13 protein-coding genes are annotated in these 22,715 nt (G+C 59.7%); 4 read left to right on the top strand and 9 right to left on the bottom strand.

The features are described 5' to 3' along the window. Entirely contained in the window at window positions 1-3,342 is a 3,342-nt protein-coding gene (gene treS / locus AACY50_RS17980) for a maltose alpha-D-glucosyltransferase (RefSeq protein WP_339507685.1), read from the bottom strand. Window positions 3,343-3,442: 100 nt separating this feature from the next. Further along, window positions 3,443-5,440: an alpha-1,4-glucan--maltose-1-phosphate maltosyltransferase gene (locus AACY50_RS17975; protein WP_339538938.1), complete on the bottom strand. Its 1,998-nt coding sequence runs from the start codon at window positions 5,438-5,440 to the stop codon at window positions 3,443-3,445. A gap of 217 nt (window positions 5,441-5,657) precedes the next feature. On the opposite strand from AACY50_RS17975, the gene AACY50_RS17970 reads away from it, so the two are divergent. The 4 genes from AACY50_RS17970 to mapR all read left to right on the top strand — a co-directional run bounded on the left by AACY50_RS17970 (window position 5,658) and on the right by mapR (window position 9,391). Beyond that, window positions 5,658-5,825 (top strand): hypothetical protein, encoded by a 168-nt coding sequence (locus AACY50_RS17970; RefSeq protein WP_339465803.1) that lies wholly within the window; start codon window positions 5,658-5,660, stop codon window positions 5,823-5,825. A gap of 160 nt (window positions 5,826-5,985) precedes the next feature. Further along, entirely contained in the window at window positions 5,986-6,219 is a 234-nt protein-coding gene (locus tag AACY50_RS17965) for a DUF3203 family protein (RefSeq protein WP_339465804.1), read from the top strand. 195 nt (window positions 6,220-6,414) lie between these two features. Further along, the gene (gene ccoG, locus AACY50_RS17960) at window positions 6,415-7,848 is read left to right on the top strand and encodes a cytochrome c oxidase accessory protein CcoG (protein ID WP_339465805.1); all 1,434 of its coding nucleotides are present in this window, start codon (window positions 6,415-6,417) and stop codon (window positions 7,846-7,848) included. Between the two features lie 133 nt (window positions 7,849-7,981). Continuing rightward, window positions 7,982-9,391 (top strand): GntR family transcriptional regulator MpaR, encoded by a 1,410-nt coding sequence (gene mapR / locus AACY50_RS17955; protein ID WP_007919188.1) that lies wholly within the window; start codon window positions 7,982-7,984, stop codon window positions 9,389-9,391. Between the two features lie 78 nt (window positions 9,392-9,469). On the opposite strand, the gene AACY50_RS17950 is transcribed toward mapR, so the two are convergent. The 7 genes from AACY50_RS17950 to tpx form a co-directional block, all read right to left on the bottom strand. Further along, complete coding sequence (locus tag AACY50_RS17950) at window positions 9,470-10,216, bottom strand: SDR family oxidoreductase (protein WP_339465808.1); 747 nt, start codon at window positions 10,214-10,216, stop codon at window positions 9,470-9,472. Window positions 10,217-10,356: 140 nt separating this feature from the next. Beyond that, window positions 10,357-12,438 carry a putative bifunctional diguanylate cyclase/phosphodiesterase gene (locus tag AACY50_RS17945; RefSeq protein ID WP_339465810.1) on the bottom strand — a complete coding sequence of 694 codons (2,082 nt, stop codon included), beginning with the start codon at window positions 12,436-12,438 and terminating at the stop codon, window positions 10,357-10,359. 250 nt (window positions 12,439-12,688) lie between these two features. Then, on the bottom strand, window positions 12,689-14,158 hold the full coding sequence (locus tag AACY50_RS17940) for an efflux transporter outer membrane subunit (RefSeq protein ID WP_339465812.1): 1,470 nt from the start codon (window positions 14,156-14,158) through the stop codon (window positions 12,689-12,691). Further along, window positions 14,155-17,262 (bottom strand): efflux RND transporter permease subunit, encoded by a 3,108-nt coding sequence (locus tag AACY50_RS17935; RefSeq protein WP_339538937.1) that lies wholly within the window; start codon window positions 17,260-17,262, stop codon window positions 14,155-14,157. The genes AACY50_RS17940 and AACY50_RS17935 overlap by 4 nt, the downstream gene beginning before the upstream one ends. Beyond that, a complete protein-coding gene (locus tag AACY50_RS17930; RefSeq protein WP_339538936.1) occupies window positions 17,259-20,363 on the bottom strand; it encodes an MdtB/MuxB family multidrug efflux RND transporter permease subunit in 3,105 nt (1,034 codons plus the stop codon). Before AACY50_RS17930 ends, AACY50_RS17935 begins: the two co-directional genes overlap by 4 nt. Continuing rightward, window positions 20,360-21,667 (bottom strand): MdtA/MuxA family multidrug efflux RND transporter periplasmic adaptor subunit, encoded by a 1,308-nt coding sequence (locus tag AACY50_RS17925; protein ID WP_339465818.1) that lies wholly within the window; start codon window positions 21,665-21,667, stop codon window positions 20,360-20,362. Before AACY50_RS17925 ends, AACY50_RS17930 begins: the two co-directional genes overlap by 4 nt. 188 nt (window positions 21,668-21,855) lie before the next feature. Beyond that, complete coding sequence (tpx, locus tag AACY50_RS17920) at window positions 21,856-22,356, bottom strand: thiol peroxidase (protein ID WP_339538935.1); 501 nt, start codon at window positions 22,354-22,356, stop codon at window positions 21,856-21,858. Window positions 22,357-22,715 lie beyond the last annotated feature (359 nt).

Below are 22,715 nucleotides of genomic sequence, written 5' to 3'. Positions count from 1 at the left end.
CTACTCTCCACCAAGATCGGAAAAGGGTTTAAGCCCCGTCAATAACCCATACAAACCGTGCAACGGCACGGGCAGCCACGCGGGGCGATTTTCGGCTTCATAGGCCACTTCATAGGCCGCCTTCTCCAGGCCGAACAACGCCAGTGCGGCGTCGGCACCTTCAGGATCTTGCCAAGCATGATCAAGACTAGCTGCCGCCCGGCGATATGCCTGAACAAATGCCTCTCGCGCCTCCTGCAAATAGCGGTCCGCCACACGATGACGTGAGGCTTCGGATTCGGCGCTGTGGTCGACGTTGTGCACGTTGATGGTCATGGCTGCCGCGTAATCGAAAGAACGCAGCACACCGCTGACATCCTTGTACGGGCTGTGTTTGCCGCGACGTTCGCTCAATGGCCGTGCAGGTTCGCCCTCGAAATCGATCAGAAAGGCATCGCCCTTGATCACCAGCACCTGACCCAAATGCAGGTCACCGTGGACACGGATCCGCAAACCTCCGACAGCTTTTTTCGCCAGATCCTGCACATGGGCAAGGATGGTTTTTTTCTCGTCGATCAGTCGTTTAACCCGCTTCTGATCCGCCGCGCTGAGTTCGCCCTGATGCTGCTTGAGCAGTTTCAGCGCCTGTTCGACCTGAGCGGCGACGTCCTTGCCGGTGGCCTGCATGTCCTTGGCTGTACTGATTTGCGGTGCAAAGTCGGGATTGTCGGTCGGCGCCGCCAGCACTTGATGCATTTCGCCCAGGCGCTGACCGAGCATCCCGGCAAAATCCTTCAACTCCCCCAAGGCGTTGTAATGCTGTTCCTGCTCGGACATGGCATCGGCCAGCTCATCGCGCAATGCTCGTTCGAGGTTGTTTTGCGTCCATTCCCACGCATCGCCCTGATTGCTCAGATAGCCTTGGGCGATCATCAACAGATTGTCTTCGCCCTGCGCATCATGGCGGATCACCGAGCCCAGCAGCGGGGAGATATTGGCAAATCCGGCAGCGGTCAGGTAAGCGCTCATCTCCAGTTCCGGGTGTACGCCAGAAGCGACTTTGCGGATCAGCTTAAGGACTACGCTGTTGCCAACGACCACCGAGCTGTTTGATTGCTCGGCCGACAGATAACGCACCTCGGACTCACTGCCCAACCCCAGTTTCTCCAACAGCGGCGTTGGCGCGAAACGGATTTGACCGTCCGCCGATTCGAGCACCGTGTTGTTCTGCATACCCTGCAATACCGCGCGGATAAACGCTTCGAGACTGAATGCGTCTGTAATCAAACCGACCTGACGCACCCGACGCACGCGGGCCAATGCCAGTTGCTGAGGCAGCGCCGCGCCGACCTGATCCTCTGAGATAAAGCCAAACGGCAGTTGATAACGGTGGGTCTGGCCGCCGCTGGTGACTTCGATCTCGCTGAGCAGCACCGGATGTTCGGCGTCGCCGAACCGCACGCCGTAGGCCAGATGCACCTTGTCGATGGCAGCATCCTTGCCGGCGAACCAACGGCGGTTTTGCAGCCAGCTCGGCAGAATGCCCTGCTCCAGGGTTGCGCGGGCTGGCGCCTCGAGCAGTTCCTCCATGCGTTTTTTCAACACCAGGGTGGTGAAATCCGGCAGGCTCTGCGCCGGTTCCACATGCCAGCTCGGCATCTGGTTTTCCGCCGCGAGGGCGAACCAGTAAAAACCGTACGGTGCCAGGGTCAGGAGGAAATTCAACTGACCGATGGGTGGGAAGGCGTTACCGCCGAGCATCTCCACCGGGACCATGCCGACGTAGGCCGACAAGTCGAGTTCCGCCGCCTGGGCGCTGCGCGACACGTTGGCCACGCAGAGAATGATTTCGTGTTTGCCATCGGCGTCGGTGAATTCGCGGGTATACGCCAGAATCCGTCGGTTGCTCGGCGAGAGCATTTTCAACGTGCCACGGCCAAACGCTTTGGATTGCTTGCGCACGGCGAGCATGCGCCGCGTCCAGTTGAGCAACGAATGCGGGTCGCCGGCCTGAGTTTCGACGTTGACCGACAGATAGCCGTATTGCGGGTCCATGATCGGCGGCAACACCAGGCTGGCCGGGTCGGCGCGGGAGAAGCCGCCGTTGCGGTCGATGGACCACTGCATGGGCGTGCGCACACCGTCGCGGTCGCCAAGATAGATGTTGTCGCCCATGCCGATTTCATCGCCGTAATACAGGGTCGGCGTGCCCGGCATCGACAGCAGCAGGCTGTTGAGCAACTCGACGCGGCGACGGTCACGCTCCATCAACGGCGCCAGCCGCCGACGAATGCCGAGGTTGATCCGCGCCCGGCGATCAGCGGCGTAGTAGTTCCACAGGTAATCGCGCTCCTTGTCGGTGACCATCTCCAGCGTCAGCTCATCGTGGTTGCGCAGGAAAATCGCCCATTGGCAGTTGGCGGGGATTTCCGGGGTCTGGCGCAAAATATCGGTGATCGGGAAGCGATCTTCCTGGGCCAGCGCCATGTACATGCGCGGCATCAGCGGGAAGTGAAAGGCCATGTGGCATTCGTCGCCATTCAAGCCGTGCGCGTCGGTATCGCCAAAATACAACTGGGTGTCTTCCGGCCATTGGTTGGCTTCGGCCAGCAGCATGCGGTCGGGGTAATTGGCGTCGATCTCGGCGCGGATCTGCTTGAGGACGTCGTGGGTTTCCGGCAGGTTTTCGTTATTGGTGCCATCACGCTCGATCAGGTACGGAATCGCGTCGAGGCGCAGGCCGTCGATGCCCATGTCCAGCCAGTAGCGCATCACTGACAGCACGGCTTTCATCACTTGCGGATTATCGAAGTTCAGATCCGGCTGATGGGAATAAAAACGGTGCCAGAAGTATTGGCCGGCGACCGGGTCCCAGGTCCAGTTGGACTTTTCGGTGTCGAGAAAGATGATCCGCGTGCCGTCGTATTTCTGGTCGTCATCCGACCATACGTAAAAGTCCCGTGCGGCCGAGCCCGGTTTGGCTTTGCGCGCCCGTTGAAACCACGGATGCTGGTCGGAGGTGTGGTTGATGACCAGTTCGGTGATCACCCGCAAGCCACGCTTGTGCGCCTCGGCGATAAAGCGCTTGGCGTCGGCCATGGTCCCGTAATCGCTGTGCACGCCACGGTATTCGGCGATGTCGTAGCCGTCATCGCGACGCGGCGATGGATAGAACGGCAACAGCCATATGGTGTTGACGCCGAGTTCGGCGATGTAATCGAGTTTGGCGATCAGGCCGGGAAAGTCGCCGATACCGTCGTTGTTGGAGTCGAAAAACGATTTGACGTGAACTTGATAAATCACCGCGTCCTTGTACCAGAGCGGGTCTTTGATAAAGGTGGCAGCCTTGGGTTTCTTCGCCATGTGAAACTCCTGTTCGATTCAGGAAAACAAATTATTCCCTGTAGAAACTGGTCACTGTGGAAGCCGGCAAAGCAGCGCCCACATCTGATCTTCGCCAACCTCAGGAGGCGGTTATCCGCCAAATCCCGAACGGCTGGTACGCGGGGTCAATCCGCATGAACTGGTACTTGCCGTACCACTCCCAGCGATGCCCGCTCATCAAGTCTTCGCCATGGGTGGTCGCGTCGTCCGGCAGGCCCATCTCCCAAAGCGGCAGCTCGAAATTCGCTTCCTGCACGTTGTGCGGGTCAAGGCTGACCGCCACCAGAATGAAGTTGCGGCCGTCCGCGCTGCGTTTGCCGAAATACAGGATGTTGTCGTTCCAGGCGTTGTAGACCTTCAGGCCCAGGTGGGTGTGCAACGCCGGGTTTTGCCGGCGGATGCGGTTGAGCTGGGCGATCTCGGCAATGATGTTGCCGGGGGCGTTGAAATCGCGGACACGGATCTCGTACTTCTCCGAATCCAGATACTCCTCTTTGCCCGGTACCGGCGCCGCTTCGCACAGCTCGTACCCCGAATACATGCCCCAAAGGCCCGAGCCCATGGTCGCCAGCGCGGCGCGAATCAAGAACCCAGGCCGGCCCGAGTCATGCAGGAACGCCGGGTTGATATCCGGCGTGTTGACGAAAAAGTTCGGCCGGTAGCATTCGCGCCACGGCGACTCATTGAGTTCGGTGAAGTAAGCCGCCAGTTCTGCCTTGGAGTTGCGCCAAGTGAAATAGGTGTAGCTCTGGGTGTAACCGACCTTGCCCAACCGCGCCATCATCGCCGGCGTGGTGAACGCTTCCGCGAGGAAGATCACCTCCGGATGCAGCGCGCGCACATCAGCAATCAGCCATTGCCAGAACGGCAGCGGCTTGGTGTGCGGGTTGTCGACACGGAAGATCTTCACGCCCTCCTCGACCCAACCGACGATGATGTCACGCAGCTCAACCCAGAGGCTCGGTAGCGCGTCGGGCGCGTAAAAATCAACGTTGACGATGTCTTGATATTTTTTCGGTGGGTTTTCCGCGTATTTGATCGTGCCGTCCGGCCGCCAGTTGAACCAGCCCGGATGCTGTTTGAGCCAAGGGTGATCCTGGGAGCACTGGATGGCAAAATCGAGGGCGATCTCCAGCCCATGATCGGCGGCAGCCACCACCAGCCGACGGAAGTCTTCGCGGGTGCCCAGTTGCGAGTGAATGGCCTCGTGCCCCCCCTCTTCGCTGCCAATCGCGTAAGGGCTACCAGGATCCTGCGGCCCGGCGCTCAGGGAATTGTTGCGGCCCTTGCGATGGGCGCGACCGATCGGGTGGATCGGCGTGAAATAGAGGACGTCGAAGCCCATGTCCTGAATCATCGGCAACCGCGCATGCACGTCATTAAAGGTGCCGTGACGGTCGGGATCATCGGTGATCGAGCGCGGAAACAACTCATACCAACTGGCAAACTCGGCCAGTTCGCGCTCGACATCCATGGGAAATTCGGCGCTCACGCTCAAATAGGCGCGGTGATCGGCCTGGGCCATCAAATGCGCACTGCGTGAGTGCAGAAACAGCGCAACCTGCTCGGTTTCGAGCAGGCCGGACAGTTCATGGTGCAGCGCAGCGAGTTGTTCGCTGAGCGCACCTTCACTGCGTTCGGCAGCCTGTTGCACCATGCTGCGGCCCTCTTGCAGCTCAAGTGAGACGGGCACCGCCGCGTTGTGTTTCTTCTCCAGTTCATACTGAAAACTGGCGAAATGGTCGATCCACGCTTCGATGCAATACACATAACGGCCCTGATCTTCCGGGCGGAAGCGGCCTTGCCAGCCGTTGTTGCCCAGCTCCGACATGACCTCCCTTTGCCACGTCTCTTTGCCTTCCTCGCGCCAGCGAATGCGCACCGCCAACTTGTCGTGACCGTCGGCGAATACCTTGCTGGTGACCTCCACATCGCGCCCGACAATGGATTTGACGGCAAATTGACCGCCATCGAGAGTCGGCATGGTGTTTTCAATGACGATGCGCGGCAGCAGCAAAGCTTGCGACAGCGGCATGTGCGGGTTGTAGTTCAGTTCAGAAGGTTTTTCAGCAGTCATTGAGCATCTCTCCTTAACGCCCCAAGGACGCTCTTGTGCCGGATCAGTGTTCACAACGAGGCACCTGCCCCGATATGAACTCACTTAAGTTCCGAGCGACCGGCGCCGGGAAAAGTTCACAGGGATTTGCCTGAGCAAAAAAGCGGATCGAATCCGCTGCGAGGTGGTCAACTCACTTAAGCACTTCTCACGCCATGTGCCACACGGAGGTCATCAGATGAGTATCCCGATTCCGGCCGAAACGCCTGATCCGAACATCGATAAACCCACTTTGCCCGAGACCGAGCCGCAGCCGATTCCCGATCAGGAACCGCCGGGCACGACGCCACCGCCCAGGGAGGAACCGCCAACGACCATGCCGCCAGTGATTGTTGCGCCTGATTGATGACGGTCCGTCATCGGTGATCCCTATCAAAGGGTTTTGCGATGCGTGGCATCACGTTGAAGAGCGCCGCCATGAGCAGGCGACCATTAATCGGTTGCGCAGAACGACCAGCAAAGCCTGCGCCCTAACCTTTCAGGCAACTCTGAAAAAGGACCGTCCCATGCCCGTTCGAATCGAAAACCAGACCTGTTTTTTCACCACTGAAAACGGCGAAGAAATCCGCCTGTGCGGCGACTTGACCGTGATCACCGACAGCGAGAAAGCCATGTCGGCCGTGGAGATCGAAGGCCAGCGCCTTTACCTCACCGAAGCAGAAGCCGACGCATTGACCGTTGCAGGCGCCAAGGACGGACGCAAGCATTTGAAGGCTGACGAGAGTGATTCGGTGATTTGACTGACCTTGATCAACACAGCGCGCAAACCCTTGAGATAGGGGTTTGCGCCTGCGCCTGCGGGCTGCTTCAAGTTGTCGCAGGCAGGCCGGCAAACACCATCTGATACGCTTTTTATTGAAATAGCTGAGTCTGTTATGCAAACAGATCGGCGCTCATAGTGCATCGGCCTGATGGAGGCTGATGAGCGAACGACCATGAGCGAACAAATCCCCGTCCGAACCGTAGAAGTTGAACCACCCCACATAAAAAGTGTGCCGGGTCGCCCAATGAAGGCGAGAAACAAGTCCAGCGATAACCAGATCCACACCCGCAGCTTCACCGGCCTGTTTCGAACCCTGCGCATGAGTGGCGCGGGGTTCCTGTTTTTGCTGTTTTTCGGCACCGTGTGGCTGAACTGGGGTGGGCGTCAGGCGGTTCTCTGGGACCTTGGCGAAAGCAAGTTCCACATCTTTGGCGCGACCTTTTGGCCGCAGGATTTCATCCTGCTGTCTGCCCTGCTGATCATTGCCGCGTTCGGCCTGTTCGCCATCACAGTGTTCGCCGGCCGCGTCTGGTGCGGTTACACCTGCCCGCAGAGTTCGTGGACCTGGATCTTCATGTGGTGCGAGAAGATCACCGAAGGCGAACGTAACCAGCGGATCAAGTTGCAAGCCGCGCCGTGGGGGCTGAACAAACTCGCGCGCCGCGCCGCCAAACACACGCTATGGCTGGCGATCAGCGTGATGACCGGCCTGACATTCGTCGGCTACTTCACCCCGATCCGACCGTTGGCCGAGGAGTTGCTGACCCTGCAAATCGGTGGCGTCAGTCTGTTCTGGGTACTGTTCTTCACCGCCGCCACCTACATCAACGCCGGCTGGCTGCGCGAAGCGGTGTGCATGCACATGTGCCCTTATGCGCGGTTCCAGAGTGTGATGTTCGACAAGGACACCCTGGCCATTTCCTACGACGTGGCCCGTGGTGAGAACCGTGGCCCGCGCAAACGCGACGTGAAACCGGCCGAGGCCGGGCTGGGCGATTGCATCGATTGCCAGTTGTGCGTACAGGTCTGCCCGACCGGCATCGACATTCGCGACGGTTTACAGATGGAATGCATCGGTTGCGCGGCGTGTATCGACGCCTGTGATTCGATCATGGACAAAATGAACTACCCACGCGGATTGATCCGTTACAGTTCCGAGCGCGAATTGCAGGGTGGCAAGACCCACCTGCTGCGGCCACGGCTGATCGGCTACACCGTCGTGTTACTGCTGATGATCGGAGCGCTGGCCCTGGCGTTGGTCGAGCGGCCGATGGTGTCGCTGGACGTGACCAAGGATCGCGGCCTGTTCCGCGAAAACGGTCTGGGCCAGATCGAGAACATCTACACCCTCAAAGTCATCAACAAGACTCAACAGCGCCAGGACTACAACCTGAGTCTGGTGGACGGCGACGGCTTCCAGTTGCAAGGCAAGACCGAACTGAGCCTGGCCCCCGGCGAGATTGTCGATGTGCCGGTGTCGGTGGCCATGACCACGGAACGCCCGAGCAGCAGTTCACAGACCCTGAGTTTCAAGATTGCCGACAGCGATGAACCTGAGGTTTACAGCGTGTCGAAGAGCAGGTTTGTGGCGCCGATGAATCGCTGATCCCTTAAACTGCGGCGCGGCCATTGGCGAGCAAGCCCGCCCTCACATTTGGAATGCATTCCTCTGTGGGAGCGGGCTTGCTCGCGAATGTAAGCAACGCGGTCTTCCAGAATGAAATCAATCCGGACCCAAGATGAAACGCTACGAAAAATTCGCCGACGACATCGCTGAACTGATCCGCTCCGGCGTCCTTGGCCCCGGTCAGCGCGTGCCCTCGGTGCGCTACGCCAGCCAGACTTACGGCGTCAGCCCGTCCACTGTGTTTCAAGCCTATTACCTGCTCGAACGCCGCGGTCTGATCCGCGCCCGCCCGCGTTCCGGCTACTTCGTCAATACCCACGCGCCGAGTCCGTTCTCGGAGCCGGTGATCAGCAGTCACGTCAACGACTCCACCGAGGTCGATGTCAGCGAACTGGTGTTCTCGGTGCTGGACTCGATCAAGGATCCAAGCACCGTCCCCTTCGGCTCAGCGTTCCCCAGCCCGACGTTGTTCCCGCTGCAACGCCTGTCGCGTTCCCTGGCCAGTGCGGCGCGGGAGATGGACCCGCGCATGGTCGTCACCGACATGTCGCCGGGCAACCCGCAACTGCGCCGGCAGATTGCCCTGCGCTACATGGTCGGCGGGCTGATGCTGCCGATGGAAGAACTGCTGATCACCAACGGTGCCCTCGAAGCGCTGAACCTGTGCCTGCAAGCCGTGACCGAACCGGGTGATCTGGTGGCCATCGAAGCCCCGGCGTTCTACGCCAGCCTGCAAGTGCTGGAACGCCTGAAACTCAAAGCCGTGGAAATCCCCGTGCATCCGCGTGACGGCATCGATCTGGGTGTACTTGCGCAGACCCTCGAACGTCACCCGATCAAAGCCTGCTGGTGCATGACCAGCTTCCAGAACCCGATGGGCGCGACCATGCCCGAGGCGAAGAAACAGGAACTGGTCGAACTGCTGCGCCGCCACCAGGTGCCGCTGATCGAGGACGACGTCTACGCCGAACTCTATTACGGCCAACAAGCGCCGAAACCGGCCAAGGCCTTCGACACCGAAGGGCTGGTGATGCATTGCGGTTCGTTCGCCAAAAGCCTGGCCCCCGGCTACCGCATCGGCTGGGTCGCTGCCGGACGTTACGCGCAGAAAATCGAACGGCTGAAACTGATGACCTCGCTGTGCGCCTCGATGCCGGCGCAGGCAGCAATTGCCGACTATCTGCAACACGGCGGCTACGACCGGCACTTGCGCAAACTGCGGTATGCGCTGGAGGAACAGCAAAGTGCGATGCTCGCCGCGATTGCCCGTTATTTCCCGGCACAGACACGCGTCAGCCAGCCGGCCGGCGGCTACTTCCTGTGGCTGGAATTACCACCGCAGATGGATTCGTTGAAGTTGTTTCAGATGGCGCTGGCGCAAGGCATCAGCATCGCGCCGGGGCCGATTTTTTCACCGACCCAACGGTTCAGGAACTGCATTCGCTTGAATTACGGCAGCCCCTGGACTGAGGACTCGGAGAAAGCGATGGAGACGTTGGGGCGGATTGTCCGGTCGTTCTGAGTTTTTTATGTTGATTGAACGGGTTCCATCGCAGGCTTGCCAGCGATGGAACCCGCCCAGACGCTTGAGTCCCTGAATTCAACGCCCGCCGCCGAGATCAACAAAGGTCCCGGTGGCATAAGAAGCTTTGTCCGACAGCAACCAGACAATCGCCTCAGCCACTTCGTCCGGCCGCCCGCCTCGAGCCATCGGAATAGCCGACTCAAGCTTGCTGACCCGATCCGGATCGCCGCTCAGCGCATGGAAATCGGTGTAGATGAAGCCCGGACGCACCGCGTTGACCCGAATCCCCTCGCCCGCCACTTCCTTGGACAAACCGATGGTGAACGAATCAAGTGCGCCTTTGGACGCGGCGTAATCCACGTATTCGTTAGGCGACCCCAGGCGCGATGCGACCGACGACACGTTGACGATACTGCCGCCCTGCCCGCCGTGTTTGGGCGACATGCGCAGGATCGCGTGCTTGGCACAGAGGATCGGCGCCAGGACATTGGTTTTCATGGTTTTGAGAATGCGGAATTCGGACATTTCGTCGACCCGCGATTTATGCCCGACGGTGCCGGCATTGTTCACCAGTGCGGTGACCCGTCCCAGTTCGGTATCGACCCGATGAAACAGCGCGACCACTTCGTCTTCAATGCTGACGTCGGCGCGCACCGCGATGGCTGTTGCGCCAAGCGCTCTGACTTGCTCCAGCACGCTTTGCGCGGCCTGTTCGTCTGACTGGTAGTTGATGCAGATCCGATAGCCCTTCCCGGCAGCCAACAAAGCCGTAGCGGCGCCAATCCCGCGCCCGCCACCGGTGATCACAATGACTTTATCCATGCCGGCCTTTCCCCCAAATTCACACGTAACAGTCGGGGAGAAGAATAACCGCCATTGGCAGGTTTTGCATGAGCCGTGTCAACGGCTGGGTCTGCGACAACAGCAATGGCGAGGCTGAAGATGTTCTTGTGAGGGTTAACTCAGACGGCCGCCTGCTTCTCGCCCCGGGCAATGTCCTGCATGAATTTGTCTGCCGGCATCGGATACCCCAGCAGATAGCCCTGCAACGAATCACAGCCCAGTTTTGTCAGGAAGTCCTGCTGCACACCGGTCTCCACACCCTCAGCCACAATCCGCAGCCCCAGCGCCTGTCCCAGCGCAACAATTGCCGAGACAATAGCCGCATCGTCGCTGTCGTGCTCCAGATCCCGCACAAACCCACGGTCGATCTTCAACTCATTGGCTGGCAGACGCTTGAGGTACATCAGGCTCGAATAGCCGGTGCCGAAGTCGTCGATCGACAGGTCAACGCCCATGTCCGACAACTCCTGCAACACCGTCATGCTCGCATCGGCATCGCTCATGGCCGTGGTTTCGGTGATCTCCAGGGTCAGGCTGTTCGCCGGCAAATGGTGCGTCGCCAGCGCCTTGGCGACGCTTTGCACCAGGCCGCCATGACAGAACTGCAAGGCCGACAGGTTGACCGCGATACGCCAGTCGGTATAGCCAAGCACATACCACTCGCGCATCTGACGGCAGGCCTCGTTAAGCACCCACTCTCCGATCGGAATGATCACGCCGGTTTTCTCGGCCAGATCGATGAATTTGTCCGGCATCAGCAAACCGTGGATCGGGTGTTGCCAACGCAGCAGTGCTTCGGCACCGACCGGGCGCCCATTGGCAGCGTCGAACTTGGGCTGGTAATGCAGGGTGAACTGGCTGTGCTCCAGGGCCGCACGCAAGTCCTGCAGTAACTGCAACTGCTTGCGTGCGTTGCTGTTCATCGACGCGTCAAAGAAGCTGTAACCGTTCTTGCCGGCACCCTTGGCGTGATACATCGCCGCATCGGCGTTCATCAGCAGTTCCTGAGCGGTCCGGCCATTGCCGGGGTACAGGGCGATGCCAACACTGGCGGAAATCTGCAAGTCATGCTCGGCAACGCGAAACGACTGCGCAACCAACCCGACCTGACGTGCCGCCAGCCCCACTGCGTCGTTGGGTTCGGTCAGGCGCACCAGCAGCACAAACTCATCGCCGCCGATCCGCGCCAGCGTGTCCTGGCTGCGCAAGTCTTCCCGCAGGCGCACACCAACTTCGCGCAACAACTGATCGCCCATGTGATGGCCGAATGCATCGTTGACGGGTTTGAACCCATCCAGATCGATGAACATCAAGGCAAAACAGCCGCCCTGTTCATCGACCTTTTTCATCGCCTGATTGATCCGGTCGTCAAGCAACATGCGGTTAGGCAGACCGGTCAAGGTGTCGTGCAGCGCCAGTTGCGTGAGTTCGCGGTTGGCCACGGTCAACGAATGCGCCAGCCCGGCGGTGCGCGTTTCAAGCCGAGCGTCGAGAATCGAGGTCAGCAAGGCAATCGACAGCACCGCCAACGTGGTGATCAGCACCAGACTGTCGAGCCCGTTGCCCTTCAGGCCATTGAGCGTCGCGCCGCAAAAACTGCCGTCAGGGAATTGCGCGGCGGCCATGCCGGTGTAATGCATGCCGACGATGGCGATGCCCATGATCACCGCGGCACCACCGCGAATCAGACGAACATGGGGCGAATGCTGGCGCAGGCGGAAAGCGATCCACAACGCCGCCGCTGAGGCACCGACAGCGATCAACAGGGACGCACCGAACAACGCAGGATCGTAATCGATCCCCGGCGTCATTCGCATCGCCGCCATGCCGGTGTAATGCATGGCGCTGATGCCGGCGCCCATGATCAGCGCACCGAACGCTAATTGAGCAATCGGTAGTTTCGGCTGGCTGACCAGCCACAAGGCGAAACCGCAGGACAGCACAGCGATCAGCAGCGACAGCGCCGTGATGTTGATGTCGTAGCCCAGATCGATCGGTAGCCTGAAGGCGAGCATGCCGATGAAGTGCATCGACCACACGCCAACGCCCATGGCCAATGCACCACCGGCGGTCCAGAAATGCACGGAACGGCCTTTGGCAGTGGCGATGCGTCCGGTGAGATCGAGCGCGGTGTACGACGCGAGGATCGCCACACACAACGAAATGAAAACCAAAGTGGAGGAATAGCTACCAATGAGCATAGGGTTTCTCGTCGTCTCCCTAACCGGACTGCATCGATTCTCGGTCGGGCAAAATCAGCGATTGTACTGATTGCGCAGAAGAACGCACTGACAAAGTAACCAAATTGCCATCAAGTCGATGAAACGCTTGTTCGATCGTTCTGAAAGGCTCTGGGTCGACGCTCATTTGCTGCGGGCTTGCTCGCGAAAACAGTGTTTCAGGCAGTGAAATGCCAAAAGTTGCGACGCTTTCGCGAGCAAACCTACCGGTCTAACGGCTGTCGCTGACATCGAGTTGCCCATCCCAACCACCGCCCAGCGCGGCAATCAACTGCACACTGGCGATCAATCGACTCTGCAATAGGCTCAGCACGCTGCGCTCGTTGCTCAGTGCAGTGGCTTGCACCACGACCACGTCGATGTAGGCAATCAACCCGGCCTTGTACTGGTTTTCCGTCAGGCGTAGCGAATCGCGCGCCGCATCGAGTGCTTCCTGACGCACAGCCGCTTCGTCCTCATACACTTTTAGCTGCACCAGATAGTTTTCCACTTCACGCAAGCCATCGAGTACGGTCTGCCGGTACTTGGCAACGGTCTGGTCGTAGACCGCCTCGGTGCGGTCGACTTCAGCCGAGCGTATGCCGCCGTCAAACAGCGGCAAGTCCAGTTTCGGCCCTACCGACCAAAAGCGGTTCGGCAAGCTGATCAGGTCTTGGGACTTACTGCTGCTGTAGCCGCCACTCAGGCTCAGGGACAGATCCGGGTAGTACGCCGCTTTCGCCACACCTATTTTGGCGTTGGCGGCAATCACCGAGCGTTCGGCCGAGGCGATGTCCGGACGGCGCTCCAGCAACTGCGATGGCAGGCTCAAAGGCACTTGCGGCAGATCGGGAATGGTTTGGGTTTGCGCGATGCTGAAATCCGCTGGCGCTTGCCCGGTCAGTACGGCGATGGCGTTTTCGAACTGCGCGCGCTGCCAGGTCAGGTCGACCAGATCGGCCTGGGTACTTTTGAGCTGTGTCTGTGCCTGAGCCACCGCATCACGCCCGGAAACACCGGCGCGGTATTGGTTCTGGGTCATTTTCAGCGAACGTTCATACGCCGCAACGGTGGCTTCGAGCAAACGTTTCTGTTGATCGATGACCCGCAATTGCAGGTAGTTCTGCACCAATTCCGATTGCTGGCTCAGGCGCATTGCCGCCAGATCGGCGAAGCTCGCCTGGGCACTGGCCTTGTCAGATTCTAGCCCTCGGCGCAATTTGCCCCAGATATCCGCCTCCCAACTGACGCCCAGTTGCGCGTTGTAGGTGTCGCGAATACCGCTGGCGGAACTGCTCAGACTCGAACTGCTACTGCCGGTGCCCTGACTCGAGCGGGTCTTGCCCAGACTCAAGTCGACACTTGGATAAAAAGCGCCACGCGCACTGCGCACCAAGGCTTGGGCCTGTCGGTACTGGGCTTGCGATTGCGCAACCGTCTGGTTGGAACTGTTGAGCTTCTCGATCAGCCCGTTGAGTTGCTGATCGCCATACAGCTCCCACCAAGCGCCACGGGCCAGCGAATCGCTCGGGTTGGCCTGACGCCAGCCTTCGGCTTCCTTGTATTGCGCGATTTCAGCCGTCTGCGGGCGCTGATAGTCCGGGCCGACAGCGCAAGCACTGAGCATCGCCACGCACAGCGAAAGGCTCAACAGACGCGAGCCGCGAACAGTGGCCAGATTGATAAGCGAACGGTCAGTCATAGCGGAGTTTCCAGAGCGGCGTCAGTACGCACGCCACGCCATTTATTGAAGCGATGGCGCAGCTTGTCGAGATAGAGGTAAACCACAGGCGTGGTGTAAAGCGTCAGCACTTGGCTGAAAATCAGCCCGCCGATGATGGTCAGGCCCAACGGCTGGCGCATTTCCGCGCCTTCGGCCCGGCTGAGCAGCAACGGCAAGGCACCGAGGATCGCTGCCAGTGTGGTCATCAGAATAGGTCGCAGACGTTGCAAGCAGGCACTGCGGATCGATTCCTGCGGCGTCATGCCTTGATGCCGTTCCAGTTGCAGCGCCAGGTCGATCATCAGGATGGCGTTTTTCTTCACCACACCGATCAACAGAAACAGCCCGAGCAGTGAAATCAGGCTGAACTCGCCGCCCAGCGCATAGATCGACAACAGCGCGCCGACTCCGGCAGACGGCAGCGTCGACAGAATCGTCAGCGGGTGGATGTAACTTTCGTACAGCACACCCAACACCAGATACACCGCCAGCAACGCACCGAGAATCATGAACGGCTGGCTCTTCTGGGTCGCGGCGAACGCGTCGGCGGTACCGGCCATTTTCGCAATCACGTCTTCCGGCAAACCGAGTTTGGCAATCGCTCGTTCGATGGCGGCACTGCCCTGCTCTACCGTCACGCCTTCGGCCATGTCGAAGGAAATGTCTTCCGAAGCAAACTGCCCTTCATGGCTGACCCGGTCGTCTTCCAGGCTGCTCTCGTAGTGAGCGATGGTCGATAGCGGAATCCGCGCACCGTCAGCCGTGATCACTTGCACCTGCTTGAGCGTCACCGGGTCCTGGGCGTACTTCGGATTGACCTCCATCACCACCTGGTACTGGTTGAGGCTGTCGTAGATCGTCGAGATCTGCCGCTGGCTGTACGCGTTATTGAGCACCGAGGTGACCATGTCCATGTCCACACCCAAGCGTTTAGCCTGATCACGGTCGACGATCAATGTTATTTGCTGCGCGCCCTTGCCTTCACGGGCATCAATTGCGGTCAGCTCCGGCAGTGCGCGCAAAGCAGCCACCACTTTCGGATACCACTGGCGCAGCTCGCCCAGATCACCGCTTTGCAAGATGTAGCTGTACTGCGAAGTGGTCTGTTCGCGGCCACCGCCAAATTGCAGGTCCTGATCGGCCATCAGCATCAATCGCGCGCCAGGCACTTGCGGCATTTCCTTGCGCAGGCGCTCGATGACTTTCTGTGCCGACAGGTTGCGCTCCTTGATCGGTTTCAGGCGCACCAGCATGAAGGCGTTGTTGGTGCCGTTGTTGCCGCCAATGAAACCGGCGACGCTTTCAACCGCTTCGTCCTTGAGCACAGCGCGACGGAAGATTTCCATTTTCGGCTGCATCACGTTGAACGACAGACCGTCGTCACCGCGAACGAAACCGATCAACTGACCGGTGTCCTGCTGCGGCATGAAGGTTTTCGGCACCACCACATACAGGGCGACGTTGACGCCAACGGTCACCAGCAAACTGAGCAAGGTCAGACGACGATGGCGCAACACCCAGTCGAGGCTGGTGGCGTACCTGGCGACCATCCAGTCGTTGGTCTTGCGGCTCCAGCGTTGCAGGCGGTTTTCCTGCCCGGGCGTGTGCGGCTTGAGCCAGCGGGCGCAGAGCATCGGGGTCAGCGTCAGCGAGACCACCAGCGAGACGACAATGGCCGCTGCCAACGTGATGGAGAATTCGCGGAACAGACTCTCGATGATCCCGCCCATGAACAGAATCGACAAGAACACCGCCACCAGCGACACGTTCATCGACAGCAAGGTAAAACCGACTTCCTTGGCCCCGAGATACGCGGCCTGCATCGGTTTGACGCCGTCGTCGATGTGCCGGGAAATGTTCTCCAGCACCACGATGGCGTCGTCCACCACCAGCCCGGTGGCCAGAATCAACGCCATCAGCGACAGGTTGTTCAGCGAGAAACCATAGAGGTACATCACCGCGAAGGTGCCGACCAGCGACACCGGCACTGCCAGCGTCGGAATCAGGGATGCACGGAAATTACCGAGAAACAGGAACACCACCAGAATCACCAGTGCCACAGCGATCAGCAGGGTCATTTCCGCTTCGTGCAGTGTCGCCTTGATCACGGGGGAGCGATCCATGGCCAGGTTCAGCTTCACGCTGGCCGGCAGCACCGCTTGCAGCGCGGGCAATTGCGCTTTGATCTCCTTGACCGTCTCGATGATGTTGGCACCGGCCTGCCGGTTGATCACCAGCAACACCGCCGCGTCATCGTTGAAGAAACCGCTGTTGTAGCGATCTTCGACGCCATCGCTGACCTTGGCCACGTCCTTGAGACGCAACGCCGCACCGTCAGCGTAGTGGATGATCAGCGATTCGTAATCCTTGGCTTTCTCCAACTGGTCGTTGGCCTGGATCTGCCATGACCGCTGCCCGTCCTCGACCGAACCTTTGGGTCGGCGCACGTTGGCGTCGGCAATGGTCTTGCGCACATCGTCGAGTGCCACGCCGTACTGGTTCAGTGCCTGCGGTTCGAGTTCGATGCGTACTGCCGGCAGGGAGCTGCCGCCGATCTGCACCTCACCCACGCCCTGCACCTGCGACAGACTCTGGGACAGAATGGTCGAGGCCAAATCGTAAAGCTGCCCCTTTTCCAGCACATCCGAGGTCAGCGACAGCACCATGATCGGCGCCTGCGACGGGTTGACCTTCTTGTAGGTCGGCATGCTGCGCATCCCGCTCGGCAACAAGTTGCGCGAAGCGTTGATCGCGGCCTGTACCTCCCGCGCGGCACCATTGATGTCGCGGTCGAGGTCAAATTGCAGAATGACCCGGGTCGAACCCTGGCTGGAACGGCTGCTCATGGTGTTGACGCCGGCAATCGCGCCGAACGAGCGCTCCAGTGGCGTCGCCACCGTAGACGCCATGACTTCCGGGCTGGCGCCGGGCAGGCTCGCCTGCACAACGATTACCGGGAAGTCCATTTGCGGCAGCGGCGATACCGGCAGCAGACCGAAGCTGACACCACCCAACAGCATGATCGCCAGGCTCAGCAGCATGGTCGCGACCGGGCGTTTGATGAAAGGGCCGGAGAGGTTCATGGCTGCTCTACCGGCTCCACGGCCGAAGGCGCCCGCCCCCAGCGACGACCGAGACGGTCGAAATACAGGTAGATCACCGGCGTGGTGAACAACGTCAGCACCTGGCTCACCAGCAAGCCGCCAACCATCACCAGACCCAGCGGTTGGCGCAGCTCAGCACCGGAACCGGTGGCGAGCATCAACGGTACCGCGCCGAACAATGCGGCCAGCGTGGTCATCAGGATCGGCCGGAAACGCAACAGCGCCGCCTGATAGATCGCCTCCTGCGGCGCCATGCCCTGATTGCGCTCGGCGTCGAGGGCGAAGTCGATCATCATGATCGCGTTTTTCTTGACGATACCGATCAGCAAGATGATGCCGATGATCGCGATCATGCCCAGGTCATTGCCGCTCAGCAGCAACGCCAGCAAGGCGCCAACCGCCGCTGACGGCAGAGTCGAGAGAATGGTGATCGGGTGAATGTAGCTCTCGTAAAGCACGCCCAGCACGATGTACATGGTCACAACCGCCGCCAGAATCAGCAGCAAGGTGCTCGACAGCGAGGCCTGGAACGCTTCGGCTGCGCCCTGGAATTGTGTCTGCACGCCAACCGGCATGCCGATGTCTTTCTGCACCTGTTCGATGACATCAACCGCATGCCCCAGCGCCACACCCGGCGCGAGGTTGAACGACATCATCACCGCCGGGAACTGGCCGATGTGAGTGATCGCCAGTTGTGCCTGACGCTGTTCGACATGGGCCAGACTCGACAACCGCACCTGCACGCCATCGGTGGTTTTAACGTGAATCTGATCCAGCGCCTGCGGGCCGATCTTCTCTCCGGCCTGGACTTGCAGCACCACACGGTACTGGCTGGCCTGGGTGTAAATGGTTGAAATCTGCCGCTGGCCGAAGGCGTCGTACAGCGCATCGGTGATGTTCGCCACCGAAACGCCGAGGCGCGAAGCCGCATCACGGTCGATCACCAGGTAGACCTGCAAACCTTTGTCCTGCAAATCGCTGGCAACATCGGTCAGTTCCGGACGCTGCGCCAGTGCCTCGACCAGACGCCCGCTCCACAGGCTCAGCAGTTCGGAGTCCGGCGACGACATGCTGAACTGGTACTGGGTGCGGCTGACCCGGTCCTCGATGGTCAGGTCTTGCACCGGCTGCATATACAGGCGGATACCGACCAGTTTGGCGAGTGGCGGTTGCAGCCGTGCGATCACTTCGGTAGCCGACAGATCGCGCTCGCCGTGAGGCTTGAGATTGATCAGCAAGCGACCGCTGTTCAGCGTGGCGTTATCGCCGTCGACACCTATGTAGGACGACAGGCTTTGTACCGCCGGATCTTCAAGAATCACCCTCGCCAGTTCCTGCTGACGCTCACTCATGGCGGCGAAGGAAATCGATTGCGGCGCCTCGGAAATACCCTGAATCACCCCGGTGTCCTGCACCGGAAAGAAACCCTTGGGCACGACCAAATAAAGGAACACAGTGAGCGCCAACGTGCCGATGGCTACCATCAGCGTCAGCGACTGATGCTTGAGCACCCACTGCAATTTGCGCCCGTAGGCCGCAATCATCCAGTCGATGCACGCGCCGCTGGCTCGATAAAAACGCCCCTGTTCATGGGGCTCGGGTTCACGTTTGAGCAAGCGTGCGCACATCATCGGCGTCAGCGTGAGCGAGACAACAAGCGAAATCAGGATCGCCACCGCGAGGGTGATAGCGAATTCGCGGAACAGTCGCCCAACCACGTCCGCCATGAACAACAGCGGAATCAGCACCGCGATCAGCGACAACGTCAGAGAGATCAGGGTGAACCCGATCTGCTTGGCGCCCTTGAGCGCAGCTTGCAGGGGGCTATCGCCCTCCTCGATGAAACGCGCGATGTTTTCCAGCATCACGATCGCATCGTCGACCACAAAACCGGTGGCGATGGTCAGGGCCATCAAGGTCAGGTTGTTGACCGAGAACCCGGCGAGGTACATCACGCCGAACGTACCGATCAGCGACAGCGGCACGGCCACCGATGGAATGATCGTCGCACTGGCACGGCGCAGGAACAGAAACGTCACCATCACCACCAGCGCGATGGCGATCAGCAGTTCGTGCTGCACGTCGGTAACCGAGGCACGAATGGTTTGGGTGCGGTCAGTCAGTACCGTTACATCGAGCCCGGCCGGCAGGTTGTCGGTGATGCTCGGCAGCAGCGTCTTGATCCGGTCGACCACCTCGATCACGTTGGCGCCCGGTTGACGCTGGATGTTCAGCAAAACCGCCTGATTAAGGTTGGCCCACGCCGCCAGACGTTCGTTTTCTGCGCCGTCGACGATTTGCGCGACATCCTTGAGCCGTAACGGCGCGCCGTTCTTGTAGGCGAGGATCAGGTTGGCGTAGTCCTTCGGCGAGGTCAGTTGATCGTTGGCGTCGAGCATCGACACCCGCGTCGGGCCGTCGAAGTTGCCTTTGGGCTGGTTGACGTTGGAGGCGGCGATCAGGGTGCGCACGTCCGACAGGTTCAAGCTGTTGGCAGCCAGAGCCTGCGGGTTGACCTTGATCCGCACGGCCTGACGTTGACCACCGGCAATACTGACCATACCGACCCCGCTGATCTGGGCGATTTTCTGCGCCATGCGCGTATCGACCAGATCATTGAGTTTGGGCAGGAGCATGGTTTTCGAGGTAATCGCCAGGGTCAGCACCGGGGTGTCCGCCGGGTTGACCTTGTTGTAAACCGGTGGCGCCGGCAAGTCGCTTGGCAACAGATTGGTCGCGGCGTTGATCGCGGCTTGCACCTGCTGTTCGGCGACGTCCATGTTGATGTCGAGGCTGAAGCGCAGGGTCAGCACCGAGGCGCCGCCGGAACTGGTTGAAGCCATTTGAGTGAGGCCCGGCATTTGCCCGAACTGACGTTCAAGCGGCGCAGTGACGGCACTGGTCATCACGTCCGGGCTGGCACCGGGATAGAGGGTCATGACGCGGATGGTCGGGTAGTCGACCTGGGGCAGCGCCGACACGGGCAGCAAGCGGTAAGCGATCAGGCCGGCCAAAACAATGGCCAGCATGCTCAGGGTGGTGGCTACCGGACGGAGGATGAACAGCCGCGAAATGTTCATGCGCCCTTCTTGGCCTTGTCGGTGACAGCGGCGTCAGCAGGCGTGGCAGCGGATTGGCCTTGCAAGTGCTCGGTCGGGGTGGTGGGCACCTGATTGCTGTCGTTGACCACCTCGACCTCACTGCCCTCTTTCAGACGGTCGGTGCCTTCGAGCACCACACGATCACCAGCGGCGAGGCCTTCGTTGATAACCGTGTTTTCGCCGTCACTGGCGCCGACCTTCAATTGGCGAATAGTGACGTTCTTGTCGCCATCAAGCGCGTAAGCGAAGGTGCCGTTAGTGCCGAATTGAACGGCGGCGGACGGTACCAGCACCACACCTTTAAGGGTGTCGGCCAGCAAGTGAACGTTGACGAACTGGTTGGGAAACAGCGCCTGATCACGGTTATCGTAGCGGGCCTTGAATTTCAGAGTGCCGGTGGCCACGTCGATCTGGTTGTCGAGGCTTTGCAGTACGCCGCTGGCTTGCAGTTTGGTATCGCCGCGATCCCAGGCCTCGGCTGGTAGTTTGGCGCCGCTTCGGTAGCGGGCAAGCACGGTTTCGAGGCTGTTTTCCGGCAGCGTGAAGGCGACGCTGATCGGTTGCGTCTGGGTGATTACCGCGAGGGACGTGGTGTCGTTGGCGGTCACCAGATTACCGACGTCTACCTGACGCAAGCCGACACGACCGGTAATTGGCGCACGGATCTTGGTGAATTCGAGATTGAGTCTGGCGTCGTTGACTGCCGCCTGATTGGTCTTGACCGTGCCCAGATACTGGCCGACCAGCGCCTCGGCGGTGTCCAGGGTCTGCTTGGCGATGCTGTCTTCTTTGTACAACCCACGATAACGCTCGACATCGACCTTCGCGTTTTTCAGTTGCGCCTGATTTTGCAGCAAGGTGCCCTCGGCCTGGAGCAAGGCGTTCTGGTACGGACGCGGATCGATCTCTGCCAGCAAGTCGCCAGCCTTGACCATCTGGCCTTCTTCAAAATTGATCTTGACCAGTTCGCCACCCACCCGGCTGCGCACGTTGATGGTGTTGAGCGCGGTCACCGTGCCCAAAGCCTTGTAATACAGCGGGAAGTCGCCCGTGACGGCCGGCGCCACCCGCACCGGAACAGGCCCCGTGCCACCGCCGAAGCCCGGTCGCATCATCCCGGAACGCCCGGTATGACCGGCCGCCGCTTTCTCGTCACCCTCCTTGTGGGCTGAACCGGCAGGCCAGAATTTCCAGCACAGGACGGCAATAACCAACAAGACAAGCAGGCTGATCAGCCAGCGACGGGCGTTGCGTGGGGACGATTGCATGGAGTGATTAACCATTGGGCGCGTGGGCTTCTTTTACGGGAGGCTGAACGATAAGCACTGGTGGGGATTTAGCAAAGCAGCTTTACCGGCAATTTACCTTCAACTTACGTTTCAAGGTGTGAGGCAAAACACTGATACACAAATGAAAACGGCCTGGACAGTGCCAGGCCGTTAACAATTGTAAAGCGCTTGTTTCAGAACATTTATTTCAAGACGGCCAGGGCCGCTTCGTAATTAGGCTCTTCAGCGATTTCCTTGACCAGTTCGCTGTGCAGAACGTTGTCGTTTTCGTCCAGAACCACCACGGCACGAGCGGTCAGGCCTTTGAGTGGGCCGTCAGCGATGGCCACACCGTAGTTCTCGATGAACTCGACACCGCGCAAGGTCGACAGGTTCTGGACATTTTCCAGACCTTCAGCGCCGCAGAAGCGAGCCTGAGCGAACGGCAGGTCAGCCGAGATGCACAGCACCACGGTGTTGCTGATGTCGTTGGCCTGAGCGTTGAACTTGCGCACGGAGGTGGCGCAGGTCGGTGTGTCGACGCTTGGGAAGATGTTCAGCACTTTGCGCTTGCCGGCGAAGTCTTTCAGGGAGACATCCGACAGATTGCCGGCAACCAGGGAAAAGGCTGGCGCCTTGGAACCGGCTTGTGGCAACTGGCCGTTGACTTGAACCGGATTGCCTTTAAGGGTGACTTGAGCCATGACTTGAGTCCTTCTGAACGTTGTTGTTGAGCATGCAAGAGGCCGAAGTTAAGCACGAAATTGTCCGACGACCTATGCCTTGACTGAAATTGTCATGTGCCGAAACGCAAAACTGCATACAACCCAAGTACTCAGTAGGCAGCTACACCGTTCCTGTTGAAACTGAAATCGTATTGAGGAATGTTCCCGCATTCTTCAGCGAGTCTTCCTACATAGATTTTTTTCTGCCCTTGTTACCGTGCCCGCCAGTTCTCGCGAGCACAAACCAGGGACGGTTTCGACATCGCGCTCTTTTCCTCTTTGCTTAAGGATAAGCGTATGTTCCGGCCGGCCAATGCGGCGCATTTCTCGTTGCAGAT

The organism is Pseudomonas sp. RA_15y_Pfl2_54, assembly GCF_963971015.1.
GTDB classification, from domain to species: Bacteria; Pseudomonadota; Gammaproteobacteria; order Pseudomonadales; family Pseudomonadaceae; genus Aquipseudomonas; species Aquipseudomonas baetica_A.
Note: the sequence above shows the minus strand (reverse complement) of the source record. Positions and strands in the feature narration are given on the sequence as shown.

What these genes read in the sequence shown, in the direction of transcription:
- treS (WP_339507685.1), bottom strand. Translation starts at nt 3,342, where the DNA reads ATGGCGAAGAAACCCAAGGCTGCCACCTTTATCAAAGACCCGCTCTGG.
- AACY50_RS17975 (WP_339538938.1), bottom strand. Translation starts at nt 5,440, where the DNA reads ATGACTGCTGAAAAACCTTCTGAACTGAACTACAACCCGCACATGCCG.
- AACY50_RS17970 (WP_339465803.1), top strand. Translation starts at nt 5,658, where the DNA reads ATGAGTATCCCGATTCCGGCCGAAACGCCTGATCCGAACATCGATAAA.
- AACY50_RS17965 (WP_339465804.1), top strand. Translation starts at nt 5,986, where the DNA reads ATGCCCGTTCGAATCGAAAACCAGACCTGTTTTTTCACCACTGAAAAC.
- ccoG (WP_339465805.1), top strand. Translation starts at nt 6,415, where the DNA reads ATGAGCGAACAAATCCCCGTCCGAACCGTAGAAGTTGAACCACCCCAC.
- mapR (WP_007919188.1), top strand. Translation starts at nt 7,982, where the DNA reads ATGAAACGCTACGAAAAATTCGCCGACGACATCGCTGAACTGATCCGC.
- AACY50_RS17950 (WP_339465808.1), bottom strand. Translation starts at nt 10,216, where the DNA reads ATGGATAAAGTCATTGTGATCACCGGTGGCGGGCGCGGGATTGGCGCC.
- AACY50_RS17945 (WP_339465810.1), bottom strand. Translation starts at nt 12,438, where the DNA reads ATGCTCATTGGTAGCTATTCCTCCACTTTGGTTTTCATTTCGTTGTGT.
- AACY50_RS17940 (WP_339465812.1), bottom strand. Translation starts at nt 14,158, where the DNA reads ATGACTGACCGTTCGCTTATCAATCTGGCCACTGTTCGCGGCTCGCGT.
- AACY50_RS17935 (WP_339538937.1), bottom strand. Translation starts at nt 17,262, where the DNA reads ATGAACCTCTCCGGCCCTTTCATCAAACGCCCGGTCGCGACCATGCTG.
- AACY50_RS17930 (WP_339538936.1), bottom strand. Translation starts at nt 20,363, where the DNA reads ATGAACATTTCGCGGCTGTTCATCCTCCGTCCGGTAGCCACCACCCTG.
- AACY50_RS17925 (WP_339465818.1), bottom strand. Translation starts at nt 21,667, where the DNA reads ATGGTTAATCACTCCATGCAATCGTCCCCACGCAACGCCCGTCGCTGG.
- tpx (WP_339538935.1), bottom strand. Translation starts at nt 22,356, where the DNA reads ATGGCTCAAGTCACCCTTAAAGGCAATCCGGTTCAAGTCAACGGCCAG.